General features: G+C 67.2%; 16 protein-coding genes. 2 read left to right on the forward strand and 14 right to left on the reverse strand.

The window, feature by feature from the left end; all coding sequences use genetic code 11:
• Window positions 1–91: 91 nt before the first annotated feature.
• Entirely contained in the window at window positions 92–586 is a 495-nt protein-coding gene (locus E2169_RS03800; protein WP_132985243.1) for a peptidylprolyl isomerase, read from the reverse strand.
• Between the two features lie 190 nt (window positions 587–776).
• Between E2169_RS03800 and typA the strand changes: the two genes are divergently transcribed.
• Together typA and E2169_RS03810 are read left to right on the forward strand one after the other, a co-directional pair.
• Window positions 777–2606 (forward strand): translational GTPase TypA, encoded by a 1830-nt coding sequence (gene typA / locus E2169_RS03805; protein WP_132985244.1) that lies wholly within the window; start codon window positions 777–779, stop codon window positions 2604–2606.
• The gene (locus E2169_RS03810; protein WP_132985245.1) at window positions 2603–3187 is read left to right on the forward strand and encodes a 2'-5' RNA ligase family protein; all 585 of its coding nucleotides are present in this window, start codon (window positions 2603–2605) and stop codon (window positions 3185–3187) included. The genes typA and E2169_RS03810 overlap by 4 nt, the downstream gene beginning before the upstream one ends.
• Before the next feature lie 47 nt (window positions 3188–3234).
• Here the strand turns inward: E2169_RS03810 and E2169_RS03815 are convergent, their stop codons facing one another.
• The 13 genes from E2169_RS03815 to rplF form a co-directional block, all read right to left on the reverse strand.
• Window positions 3235–4629: a class II 3-deoxy-7-phosphoheptulonate synthase gene (locus tag E2169_RS03815; protein WP_132985246.1), complete on the reverse strand. Its 1395-nt coding sequence runs from the start codon at window positions 4627–4629 to the stop codon at window positions 3235–3237.
• A 68-nt stretch (window positions 4630–4697) separates the two neighbouring features.
• Window positions 4698–5213: a disulfide bond formation protein B gene (locus tag E2169_RS03820; RefSeq protein WP_132985476.1), complete on the reverse strand. Its 516-nt coding sequence runs from the start codon at window positions 5211–5213 to the stop codon at window positions 4698–4700.
• A gap of 90 nt (window positions 5214–5303) precedes the next feature.
• Complete coding sequence (gene rplQ, locus E2169_RS03825) at window positions 5304–5678, reverse strand: 50S ribosomal protein L17 (protein WP_132985247.1); 375 nt, start codon at window positions 5676–5678, stop codon at window positions 5304–5306.
• Window positions 5679–5703: 25 nt separating this feature from the next.
• Window positions 5704–6702: a DNA-directed RNA polymerase subunit alpha gene (locus E2169_RS03830; protein WP_132985248.1), complete on the reverse strand. Its 999-nt coding sequence runs from the start codon at window positions 6700–6702 to the stop codon at window positions 5704–5706.
• 49 nt (window positions 6703–6751) lie between these two features.
• On the reverse strand, window positions 6752–7387 hold the full coding sequence (rpsD, locus tag E2169_RS03835; protein ID WP_132985249.1) for a 30S ribosomal protein S4: 636 nt from the start codon (window positions 7385–7387) through the stop codon (window positions 6752–6754).
• 14 nt (window positions 7388–7401) lie between these two features.
• The gene (rpsK, locus tag E2169_RS03840) at window positions 7402–7791 is read right to left on the reverse strand and encodes a 30S ribosomal protein S11 (RefSeq protein WP_132985250.1); all 390 of its coding nucleotides are present in this window, start codon (window positions 7789–7791) and stop codon (window positions 7402–7404) included.
• Between the two features lie 12 nt (window positions 7792–7803).
• Window positions 7804–8160, reverse strand: coding sequence for a 30S ribosomal protein S13 (gene rpsM / locus E2169_RS03845; protein ID WP_132985251.1), 357 nt, complete (start codon window positions 8158–8160; stop codon window positions 7804–7806).
• Between the two features lie 346 nt (window positions 8161–8506).
• Complete coding sequence (gene secY / locus E2169_RS03850; RefSeq protein ID WP_132985252.1) at window positions 8507–9844, reverse strand: preprotein translocase subunit SecY; 1338 nt, start codon at window positions 9842–9844, stop codon at window positions 8507–8509.
• Between the two features lie 7 nt (window positions 9845–9851).
• The gene (gene rplO / locus E2169_RS03855) at window positions 9852–10286 is read right to left on the reverse strand and encodes a 50S ribosomal protein L15 (protein WP_132985253.1); all 435 of its coding nucleotides are present in this window, start codon (window positions 10284–10286) and stop codon (window positions 9852–9854) included.
• Between the two features lie 4 nt (window positions 10287–10290).
• A complete protein-coding gene (gene rpmD, locus E2169_RS03860) occupies window positions 10291–10488 on the reverse strand; it encodes a 50S ribosomal protein L30 (protein WP_132985254.1) in 198 nt (65 codons plus the stop codon).
• Window positions 10481–11020: a 30S ribosomal protein S5 gene (gene rpsE / locus E2169_RS03865; protein ID WP_132985255.1), complete on the reverse strand. Its 540-nt coding sequence runs from the start codon at window positions 11018–11020 to the stop codon at window positions 10481–10483. The genes rpmD and rpsE overlap by 8 nt, the downstream gene beginning before the upstream one ends.
• 175 nt (window positions 11021–11195) lie before the next feature.
• Window positions 11196–11549, reverse strand: a complete 354-nt coding sequence (gene rplR, locus E2169_RS03870) for a 50S ribosomal protein L18 (protein ID WP_132985256.1) — start codon at window positions 11547–11549, stop codon at window positions 11196–11198.
• A 29-nt stretch (window positions 11550–11578) separates the two neighbouring features.
• Window positions 11579–12106 (reverse strand): 50S ribosomal protein L6, encoded by a 528-nt coding sequence (rplF, locus tag E2169_RS03875; protein WP_132985257.1) that lies wholly within the window; start codon window positions 12104–12106, stop codon window positions 11579–11581.
• Window positions 12107–12111: the final 5 nt, after the last annotated feature.

The raw sequence follows: 12111 nt of genomic DNA on the forward strand, positions 1-12111 counted from the left end.
GGAAGTGGAGTGGCGGGGCGCGCCGGGAAGGCCCGGAAAGCGCCGGTTGCAGCCGCTTATTCTAGCATCGCGCCCCGCGGGGGCCGGTGGCTCAGGCCGCCAGGATCCGGTTCCACTCGGTGACGCGGTCCGCCTTCGCGGCCAGCACGGCATCGGCGTCGCCCTCGATCTTCACCGACTTGATGGCGTCGCCCTGCTTGACGGCGTCCACCACGTCCAGGCCCTCGGTGACCTTGCCGAAGACGGTGTGCTTGCCGTCCAGCCAGTCGGTCTTGATGTGGGTGATGAAGAACTGGCTGCCATTGGTGTTCGGGCCGGCGTTGGCCATGGACAGCACGCCGCGGTCGTGCTTCACGCCGTTGTTGGCCTCGTCCTCGAACTTGTAGCCGGGGCCGCCGGTGCCGGTGCCCTTGGGGCAGCCGCCCTGGACCATGAAGTCCGGGATCACGCGGTGGAAGTTGAGGCCGTCGTAGAACCCGCGCTTGGCGAGGTTGACGAAGTTGGCCACGGTCAGCGGGGCCTGGTCGGGGTAGAGCTCGACCTTGATCTGGCCACGGCCGGTGTCGAAAACTGCGTTCAGGGACATGTCGGGATTCCTGGGGAGGGGTCGGGAGGCGCTCGGACGGGGGGTCGCCCCGGCCACGGACCTGAAGTGGAGCCACTGCCGCCGCATTGCAACACTATGTGGCGGGAGGCAAGGCACAGTATAATGTCCGGCTTCCCGTCACAGGCCCTGTGCGCCCTGCCCCAAGAAGGCACGAGGTGCGGTTTCCCCGATGTCCATCGAACGCCTCCGCAATATCGCCATCGTCGCCCACGTCGACCACGGCAAGACCACCCTCGTCGATTGCCTTCTCAAGCAGTCCGGCACGTTCAACGAACGCACGGTGACCGCCGAGCGGATGATGGACAGCAACGACCAGGAAAAGGAACGTGGCATCACGATCCTGTCCAAGAACACCGCCATCAACTGGAATGGCAACCGCATCAACATCGTCGACACCCCTGGACACGCCGACTTCGGTGGCGAGGTCGAGCGGGTGCTGTCGATGGTCGACTCGGTGCTGATCCTGGTCGACGCGATGGACGGCCCGATGCCGCAGACGCGCTTCGTGACCCAGAAGGCGTTCGCGATGGGCTTCAACCCGATCGTGGTGGTCAACAAGATCGACCGCCCGGGCGCGCGCCCTGACTGGGTGATCGACCAGGTGTTCGACCTGTTCGACAAGCTCGGCGCCACCAACGAGCAGCTCGACTTCCCGATCGTCTACGCCTCGGCGCTGCATGGCTACGCCAGCCTGGACGACAGCGTCCGCGACGGCGACATGACTCCGCTGTACGAAGCGATCATGAAGCACGTGCCGGCGCCCACGGTGGACCCGGACGGCCCGTTCCAGATGCGCATCAGCCAGCTGGACTACAACAACTTCGTCGGCCTGATCGGCATCGGCCGCATCCAGCGCGGCACGGTGCGGACCAACATGCCGGTGAGCGTGGTCGACCGCCACGGCAAGAAGCGCCAGGGCAAGGTGCTACAGGTGCTGGGCTTCCTGGGCCTGGAGCGCGTCGAAGTCGATGAAGGCAAGGCCGGCGACATCCTCGCCCTCTCCGGCGTCGCCGACCTGTCGATCTCCGACACCGTTTGCGCGCTCGATAGGCCGGAGGCGCTGCCCGCGCTGACCGTCGACGAGCCGACCATCAGCATGACCTTCCAGGTCAACAACTCGCCCTTCGCCGGCAACAAGGACCGCAGCGGCGGCAAGTTCATCACCAGCCGCCAGATCCGCGAGCGCCTGGAGCGCGAGACGCTGCACAACGTCGCGCTCAAGATCGAGGAAGGCTCGGACCCGGACAAGTTCCTGGTCTCCGGCCGCGGCGAGCTGCACCTGTCGGTGCTGATCGAGACCATGCGCCGCGAAGGTTTCGAACTGGCCGTGTCGCGCCCCGAAGTCATCATCAAGGAAATCGACGGCCAGCAGATGGAGCCGGTCGAGCAGCTGGTGGTCGACATCGAGGAAGTGCACCAGGGTGGCGTGATGGAGAAGTTGGGCATCCGCAAGGGCCAGCTCAAGAACATGGAGTCCGACGGCAAGGGCCGTGTGCGGCTGGACTACATGATCCCGGCCCGCGGCCTGATCGGTTTCCAGAACGAGTTCAAGACCCTGACCCAGGGCACCGGCCTGCTGTTCCATGTCTTCGACCATTACGGCCCGAAGGAACAGGGCGCGATCGCCAAGCGCAGCAACGGCGTGATGATCGCCAACGCCGCCGGCGCCACCCCGGCCTACTCGCTCGGGCCGCTGGAAGAGCGCGGCAAGCTGTTCGCGGCCGAGGGCGACAACGTCTACGAGGGCCAGCTGATCGGCATCCACTCGAAGGACAACGATCTCACCGTCAATGCCATCAAGACCAAGCCGCTGACCAACATGCGTGCCTCGGGCAAGGACGACGCGATCAAGCTGACGCCGGCGATCAAGTACACGCTCGAGCAGGCCCTGGACTTCATCGAGGACGACGAGCTGGTCGAAGTCACCCCGAAGGAAATCCGCCTGCGCAAGAAGCACCTCAGCGAAAGCGACCGCAAGCGGGCCAGCCGCGCGGCGTGAGCCAGGCGCTGTTTCCCGGCTGGCGGCCGGATGCCGATGGCCGCGAACGCCTGGCCGCGCTTGCGGCCAGGCTCCAGGTCACCCAGCCGGCCGACGGGCGGCGCTTGCAGCTGCGCCGTCCGGACCAATGGCACGCGACCCTGTGCTTCATCGGTTACGACGCCCGTGACCTGGTGACGCCCGCGCTGTTCGACGCCTTCGCGGCGGCTGCGCGGCACATTCCAGCACATGGGTTCGAGGTCGAACGCGTGGCGTACTGGCCGCAGTCCGGGGCTGTCGTCGCGCTGCCCCATGCCAGTCCCGAGCTCCAGGCGCTGTGCGACGCGACCCGCGACGCCATCCGCCGATGCGGCATTCGCCCGCTGCAGGTGACGACGCAGCCACACGTGACTCTGGCCTATCTCGAACGCGGCTTGCCCGCGCAGTCGTGGCTTGAGGACATCGCCTGCGGCGACGAGGTGCTGTGCGTGGAGCGCTTCGAGCTGCTGTTCAACCCCGGCGGCCGCTACGAGGCGCTGGCCGCGTGGCCCTTGACCGGCGCGCCGCTTCCCCTCGCACCGGTGCAGGCCCGGTTGCTCTAGAGCGGCACCGCGTCAGACGCGCGCTTACCGTGCAACGCGGACGCCGCTCAGGCCTTGATCGGCGGCTTCAGCTGCGCCTGCTTGCGCACGATCGCCATCGCGATTTCCAGCGACTGCTCGTAGTTGAGCCGCGGGTCGACCGACGACCGGTAGGCGCGCTCGAGGTCGATCTCGCCCAGGTCGCGCGCGCCGCCGGTGCATTCGGTCACGTCCTCGCCGGTGAGCTCGAGGTGCACGCCACCGAGGCGCGTGCCGGCCGCGACGTGCAGGTCGAAGGTCTGCTCGATCTCGCTGCGGATGTTGTCGAAGCGGCGGGTCTTGTAGCCGTTGCTGGTGGACTCGGTATTGCCGTGCATCGGATCGCAGATCCAGAGCACGCGGCGCCCGTCGCGCTTCACCGCATCCAGCAGGGGCGGCAGCCGGTCCGCGACCCGCGGCGCGCCCATGCGGCAGATCAGGCTCAGGCGCCCCGGCTCGTCATCGGGGTTGAGCAGGTCGATCAGGCGCAGCAGTTCGTCGGGCGCGACCGTGGGCCCGACCTTCACCGCGATGGGGTTGCGGATACCGCGGAAATACTCCGCGTGGGCGCCGCCGATGGCGGCGGTGCGCATGCCGATCCACGGGAAGTGGGTGCTGAGGTTGAACCAGCCCCACTGCCGCGGCACCTGGCGCGTGAACGCCTCCTCGTACGGCAGCAGCAGCGCTTCGTGCGAGGTGAAGAAGTCGACGCGGTTGAGGTTGTGCACCTCGGTGCCCGACAGCGTCTCCATGAAACGCACGGCCTCGCCGATGTTGCCGACCATGCGCTGGTAGTCCTCGGCCAGCGGCGAATGCCCGACCCAGCCCAGGTCCCAGTACTCGGGATGGTGCAGGTCGGCGAAGCCGCCATCGATCAGGGAGCGCACGAAGTTCATGGTCATCGCCGAGCGCGCGTGCGCCTTCACCATGCGTCGCGGATCCGGAATGCGGGCGGCGGCGGTGAACTCGGGCGCATTGACCATGTCGCCACGATAGGTGGGCAGCGTGGTGCCGTCGCGGGACTCGGTGTCGGCCGAACGGGGCTTGGCGTACTGGCCGGCAAACCGGCCGACGCGCACCACCGGCAGGCGCAGGCCGTGCACCAGCACCAGGCTCATCTGCAGCAGCACCTTCAGGCGGTTCGAGATCACCGCCGAGTTGCAGTCGGCGAAGTTCTCCGCGCAGTCGCCGCCCTGGAGCAGGAAGCGCCGCCCCTCCTGGGCCTCGGCCAGCTGCTGTTTGAGCGCCATGATCTCCCACGAGGTCACCAGCGGAGGCAGCGCATGCAGCTCGTCCTGCACGCGCGCCAGCTCCCCGGCATCGGGATACACCGGCATCTGCAACGCGGTGCGCGTGCGCCAGCTGTCCGGGCTCCAGTCTGGAGCCAGGTTCACGGGATGGAGGTTGCGTTCGTTGGCGGGCATCGGATTCGTCAGTGTTGCACTGCAGCGACGTCCATCATCCGCCCCGGGGCGGCATATCGCAATGCCGGTCAGCGGTAGCTGCGGCGCCGCCGGCGCATGAACGCGGCGGTCACGAACAGGACGGCCAGCAGCACGAACCAGACCAGGCTCCAGGCCGGCATCGACAGGCCAAGGAAGGTCCAGTCGACGCTGCCGCAGTCGCCGCTGCCGGTCAGGACCTTGCGGATCACGTTGCCGGTCGACATCGTTTCCTGCAGAAATGACAGCGGCGGACCGCAGCCGGGGATCTCAGGCGGATTGTGCTGGATCCAGACGTGGCGCCCGGCGATGGCCATGCCCACGGCGGCGGCCAGGAAGCCGAGCACGCCATAGACCGCCCTGCCCCCGCCCGAGCGCGGCGCGTGCAGCCCGGCAACCAGGAACACCAGGCCCAGGGCCGCGAACGCGATCCGCTGGAAGATGCACATCGGGCACGGTTCCAGCCCCCAGGCGAACTGGGAAAAGATCGCGAAGCCGATCAACGCCGCGCAGCTCGCGAAGCCGGCCAGGCACTGCATGCGGAAGGTCCAGCGGAACGGGTTCAGGGTCATCGGTCGGCTCACGCGAAACGGACGCCAAGATAGCAAAAACCCCGGCACATGGCCGGGGTTGGTGCATGCGAAACGCCGCCGTGATTACTCGGCGGACGCCTGCGGCCGGTCGACGAGCTCGACATAGGCCATCGGCGCGTTGTCGCCGTCGCGGAAGCCGCACTTGAGGATGCGGAGGTAGCCGCCCGGACGCTCGCGGTAGCGCGGGCCCAGTTCGACGAACAGCTTGCCCACGGCTTCCTTGTCGCGCAGGCGCGAGAAGGCCAGGCGGCGGTTCGCGACGCCGTCGGTCTTGCCCATGGTGATCAGCGGCTCGGCGACGCGGCGGAGCTCCTTGGCCTTCGGGAGCGTGGTCTTGATCAGCTCGTGCTTGAGCAGCGACGCCGCCATGTTGGTGAACATGGCATCGCGGTGTGCGCTGGTGCGGCTGAACTTCCGGCCGGATTTCTGGTGGCGCATGGTCTTGGTTCCTGTCTGTCTTGTCTTAGCCGAGCATGCCGTGCGCCGAGACACCGGCCGGCGGCCAGTTCTCGAGCTTCATGCCGAGCGAGAGGCCACGCTGGGCCAGCACTTCCTTGATCTCGGTGAGCGACTTCTTGCCGAGGTTCGGGGTCTTGAGCAGCTCGACTTCCGTCTTCTGGATCAGGTCGCCGATGTAGTAGATGCTCTCGGCCTTGAGGCAGTTGGCCGAACGCACCGTCAGCTCGAGGTCGTCGATCGGGCGCAGCAGCACCGGATCCACGCCCGGGGTCTGGGCCTTCTGGTCGTTGCCCTCGCGGCGGGTGAAGTCACCGAAGACGCTCAGCTGGTCGGTGAGGATGTCGGCGGCGGTGCGCACGGCCTCCTCGGCGTCGATCGTGCCGTTGGTCTCGATGTCGATCACCAGCTTGTCGAGGTCGGTGCGCTGTTCGACACGGGCGGCTTCGACCTCGTACGCAACGCGGCGGACCGGCGAGAACGACGCGTCCAGCATCAGGCGACCGATGGCGCGGGTCTCCTCGTCCGGACGGCGGCGTGCGGACGCCGGCTGGTAGCCGAAGCCACGCTCGATCTTCAGGCGCATGTTGATCGACGCATCCTTGGTCAGATGGCAGATCACGTGCTCGCCGTTGAGCACTTCGACGTTGTGGTCGGTCTTGATGTCGGCGGCGGTCACGACGCCCGGACCGGACCTGGTCAGGGTGAGCGTGGAGCTGTCGCCGGTGCCCATGCGGATGGCGACGTCCTTGAGGTTGAGGAGCACCTCGAGCACGTCTTCCTGCAGGCCTTCGATGGTGCTGTATTCGTGCAGCACGCCATCGATCTCGACCTCGGTAATGGCGAAGCCGGGAATCGACGACAGCAGCACGCGGCGCAGGGCGTTGCCGAGCGTATGGCCGTAACCGCGCTCGAGCGGCTCGATCACGACCTTCGCGCGGTTGCCGGCGAGGCGTTCGATCTGGGGGCCACGCGGGCGCAGGACCTGGTTGGCGGTAACCGTCATGTTTCGTGTCTCCTGAGGCCTGCCGGCATCCGCCGGCGGGCCGGGTGAATTACTTCGAGTACAGCTCGACGATCAGCGCTTCGTTGATGTCGGCGGGCAGGTCGCCGCGGTCGGGGACCGCCTTGAACACGCCGCTGAACTTCTTCGAGTCGACCTCGACCCAGGAAGGCGACAGGTCCATGGTGGAGGACACCGTCAGGGCTTCCTGGACGCGCATCTGCTTCTGGGCCTTCTCCGACAGCGCGATCGCGTCGCCGGCCTTGACCTGGTAGGACGGCAGGTTCACGGGCTTGCCGTTGACCGTGACGCCGCGATGCGAAACCAGCTGGCGCGCGGCCGGGCGGGTGATAGCGAAGCCCATGCGGTACACGACGTTGTCGAGGCGGGTTTCCAGCAGCTGCAGCAGGTTCTCGCCGGTGTTGCCCTTCTTGGTCGAGGCCTTCTTGTAGTAGTTGCGGAACTGGCGCTCCAGCAGGCCGTAGATACGCTTGACCTTCTGCTTCTCGCGAAGCTGGAGGGCGTAGTCGGAGAGCTTGCTGCGACGCGCGCCGGTTCCGGCGCCGTGCTGGCCGGGCTTCTGCTCGAGTTTGCACTTCGAATCAAGGGCGCGCGCGGGCGACTTCAGACCGAGGTCGGCGCCTTCGCGGCGGGCGAGCTTACAGGTGGGACCGATATAACGAGCCATTTCTTATCGCCCCCTTAGACGCGACGCTTCTTCGGCGGACGGCACCCGTTGTGCGGGATTGGCGTCACGTCGATGATGTTGGTGATCTTGTAGCCCACGTTGTTGAGCGACCGGACGGCCGACTCGCGACCCGGACCCGGGCCCTTGATGCGGACTTCAAGAGACTTCACGCCGTAGTCGAGGGCGGCCTTGCCGGCCTTCTCCGCGGCGACCTGGGCGGCGAACGGGGTGGACTTGCGCGAACCGCGGAAACCCGCGCCGCCCGAAGTCGCCCACGAGAGCGCGTTGCCCTGACGGTCGGTGATCGTGATGATGGTGTTGTTGAACGAAGCGTGGACGTGGGCAACGCCGTCGGTGACGACGCGCTTGATCTTCTTCTTCGGCTTGGCTGCCGGCTTGGCCATGGTCGTGGTTCCTTATTTCCTGATGGCCTTGCGCGGACCCTTGCGGGTGCGTGCATTGGTCCGGGTGCGCTGGCCGCGCAGGGGGAGGCCACGGCGATGGCGCAGGCCGCGGTAGCAGGCCAGGTCCATCAAGCGCTTGATGGCCATGCCGATCTCGCGGCGCAGGTCGCCCTCGACCACGTACTTGCCGACCTCGGCGCGCAGGCGCTCGACGTCCGGCTCCGACAGGTCGCGGATCTTGATGCTCGACAACACGCCTGCGGCTTCGCAGACCTTCTTCGAACGGGTACGGCCAATGCCGTAGATGCTTTGCAGCCCGACCCAGACGTGCTTCTGGGCAGGCAGGTTGACACCTGCAATACGCGCCATGCGCGGATCTCCAACTGATTGGGGCGGCCGGACGGGTAATCCGGCGCAGTGAACAAGAAATTGTATCAGGATCCCGGGATGCAAGGAAGCCCGCGGCCGCCAAAGGCGTCCAGCAAGCCCGGCATGGGGAGTGTGCCCATGCTCCGGCGACGGTTCCCGGCTGGACCGGACCCCTTTCGGGGCCCTGCCCGCCCGGCGCTACTCTGGCGCCGGGACTGGCCTGGGAACCACCTGCGTGCGGGACCGCCGCGCAGGTCGCCCATCAAGGCCCGGCCGTGGGACGGTCGGGCCTGGATCCCCCGGAGACTCCGGCAACGCCGGGCACCTCGGGATCCGTGTTGAATCTTCAGCCGCGCGGCAAGCCGCGCGCGCCACCCTTGAGGTTGGCCTTTTTCAGCAGGCTCTCGTACTGGTGCGACATCAGGTGGGCCTGGATCTGGGAAATGAAGTCCATCACCACCACCACCACGATCAGCAGCGACGTGCCGCCGAAATAGAACGAAGCATTGAGCTCGGTACGCATGAACTCCGGCAGCAGGCAGACCAGCACCAGGTAGGTGGCGCCCGCAGCAGTGAGCCGGGTCAGCACGCCGTCGATGTAGTCGGCCGTGGCCTTGCCCGGGCGGATGCCCGGAATCAGCGCGCCGGACTTCTTCAGGTTGTCCGCGGTCTCCTGGGAGTTGAAGACCAGCGCCGTGTAGAAGAACGTGAAGCCGGCGATCAGGCCCGCGTACAGCAGGATGTAGAGCGGTTCGCCCGGCGACAGCGCCTGGCTCACCCGCTGCAGCCAGGTCGCCGAACCCGCCTGGCTGAACCAGGTCGAAGCCGTGGCCGGGAACATGATGATCGACGAGGCGAAGATCGCCGGAATCACGCCGGCCATGTTGAGCTTGAGCGGCAGGAACGAGCTCTGGTTCATGTACGCGTTGCGACCGCCCTGGCGGCGCGCGTAGTTCACCGTGATCCGGCGCTGGCCACGCTCGACGAACACCACGAAATAGGTGAAGGCCGCCACGATCAACGCGATCAGGATCACCGCGATCGGGCTCATGTCGCCGTTGCGGGCGGCCTCGAACGTGGTGATCACCGCGCTCGGAAGTCCCGCCACGATGCCGGCGAAGATGATCAGCGACACGCCGTTGCCGACGCCGCGCTCGGTCACCTGCTCGCCCAGCCAGACCAGGAACATGGTGCCGGCGGTCAGCGCGATGACCGCGGTGAGGATGAAGCCGAGGCCCGGGGCATAGGCCACGCCCTGGCTCTGGAGCATCGTCGCGATGCCCGCCGCCTGGAACACCGCCAGCGGGATCGCGCCGATGCGCGACCACTGCGTGATACGACGGCGGCCGGACTCGCCTTCCTTCTGGATCGCCTTCAGGCTCGGCACGATCTGCACCAGCATCTGGATGATGATCGAGGCCGAGATGTAGGGGATCACGTTGAGCGCGAACAGGCTGAAGCGCTCGAGGGCACCGCCGGAGAACATGTTGAACATGTCCACGATAGTGCCTTCGGTCTGCTCCATCAGGCGCAGCATGGCATCGGGATTGACGCCCGGCACCGGGATGTAGCACCCGACGCGGTAGACGATCAACGCGCCGAGGACGAACAGCAGGCGCTGGCGCAGCTCGGTGAACTTGCCGAGCCCGCCCATGCCCCCCATTGCGCTGCCGCTGCGTGCCATGCGCTGCTTACTCCTCGACCTTGCCGCCGGCGGCTTCGATCGCCGCGCGCGCGCCGGCCGTGGCCAGCACGCCCTTCAGCACCAGGGCCTTGGTGACTTCGCCCCGCAGCACGATCTTGGCGCGCTTGGCCGTGGCCGGCACCAGCTTCGCGGCGCGCAGCGCCTTGAAGTCGATGTCGCCTTCCAGGCGCTCGAGCTGGTACAGCATGACCTCGGCGGTGTCGCCGGCGATGCGCGAACGGAAGCCGACCTTGGGCAGGCGCTTGCGCAGCGGCATCTGGCCGCCTTCGAAGCCGGCCTTGATCTTGCCCTTGCCCGAACGGGCGAAGGAACCCTTGTGGCCACGGCCGGCGGTCTTGCCGAGCCCGGAGCCGATACCGCGGCCGACGCGCTTGCGATCGGTGCGGGCGCCCTCTGCGGGCTGCATGGTGTTGAGCTTCATGTGCTTATTCCTCGACCCGGACCAGGTAGTGGACCTTGTTGATGAGGCCACGGACCTGGGGGCTGTCCTTCAGTTCGCGGACGCTGTTGAGCTTGCCCAGACCCAGGGCCCGGACGGAGAGGCGGTGCTTGCCCTGCGCGCCGCGCAGGCCCTTGACCAGGCGCACCTTGACGGTGCCGGTACCGGCTTCGTTCTTAGCCATGGACGATGTCCTCCACCTTCTTGCCGCGCTTGGCGGCGATGTCGCCAGGCGAATGCATGCCGGCCAGGCCCTTGACCGTGGCGCGGACGAGGTTGATCGGGTTGCGCGAGCCGACGGCCTTGGCAAGCACGTCCTTCACGCCGACGGCCTCGAGCACGGCGCGCATGGCGCCACCGGCGATCACGCCGGTACCTTCGGACGCAGGCTGCATGAACACGCGGGCGGCGCCGTGGCCGGCCTTCACCGTGTGGTACAGCGTGCCGCCGTTGAGGTGCACGCTGGTCATGTTCCGGCGGGCCTGCTCCATCGACTTCTGGATGGCGACCGGGACCTCGCGGGCCTTGCCATAGCCGAAGCCGACCTTGCCGGCGCCGTCGCCGACCACGGTGAGCGCGGTGAAGGTGAACTGGCGGCCACCCTTGACCGTCTTGCTGACACGGTTGACCGTGATCAGCTTCTCGATCATGCCGTCGTCCATTTCCTCGCGGTTGCGGTCGCGGTCGCGGCCGCGCGGAGCGCGTTCTTCTGCCATTTCGATACTGCCTGTGTAGTTGAAGGATGTACGGCTCGTGGCCGCTTATGGTTGTGGTGTGGATCGGTGGACCGCGGCCCCGGGCAGAAGCCGGGAGGCGACCGATGCAGCCCGCATCGGCAGGTGGCAAAGGGTGGGGACGGTGCCCCACCCTTTCAACACATTGGCTTGACGCCTAGAACTGCAGGCCGCCTTCGCGCGCGGCGTCGGCCAGGGCCTTGATCCGGCCATGATACCTGTAACCGGAGCGATCGAAGGCAACCGTATCGATACCGGCGGCCTTGGCCTTCTCGGCGATCGTGCGGCCGACCTTGGTCGCGGCCTCGGTGTTGCGGCCGTTCTTCAAGCCGTCGCGGACGTCGGCCTGGGTGGTGCTGGCCGCGGCCAGGACCTTCGAACCGTCGGCGCTGAACAGCTGCGCGTACAGGTGCTGGCCGGTGCGCAGCACCGACAGGCGCGGGACGCCGAGTTCGCGGATGTGCGCGCGCGTGGACTTGGCGCGGCGCAGGCGGGCAATTTTCTTCTGCATGGTCTCGTTCTCCGAAAGCTGAAGGCCGATCAGGCCTTCTTGGCTTCCTTGCGGATGATGTTCTCGCCGGCGTACTTGACGCCCTTGCCCTTGTACGGCTCCGGCGGACGGTAGCCGCGGATCTTGGCGGCAACCTCGCCGACCTGCTGCTTGTCGGCGCCGTTGACCACGATCTCGGTCTGGGTCGGCGTGCTGATGGTGATCCCCGCCGGCGGCTTGAACAGCACCGGATGGGAGAAGCCCAGCTGCAGGTTCAGGTCCTGGCCCTGCATGGCGGCGCGGTAGCCGACGCCGACCAGCTCGAGCTTGCGCTCGAAGCCTTCGGAGACGCCCTGCACCATGTTGGCGATCACCGAGCGCATGGTGCCGGTGACGGCCATGTCGGCCGGGGTCGCCGGCGACAGCACGGCCTGGCCGTCTTCCATCTTGAACTCGACGCCGGCCGGCATCGCCATCGACAGCTGGCCCTTCGGGCCCTTGGTCGCGACGGTACCGTCCTGGATCTTCAGCTCGACGCCCTTCGGGAGGGCGATCGGCTTCTTGGCAATTCGGGACATTGCGG

The sequence above is a fragment of the Luteimonas terricola genome (assembly GCF_004352845.1).
GTDB classification, from domain to species: Bacteria; Pseudomonadota; Gammaproteobacteria; order Xanthomonadales; family Xanthomonadaceae; genus Luteimonas; species Luteimonas terricola.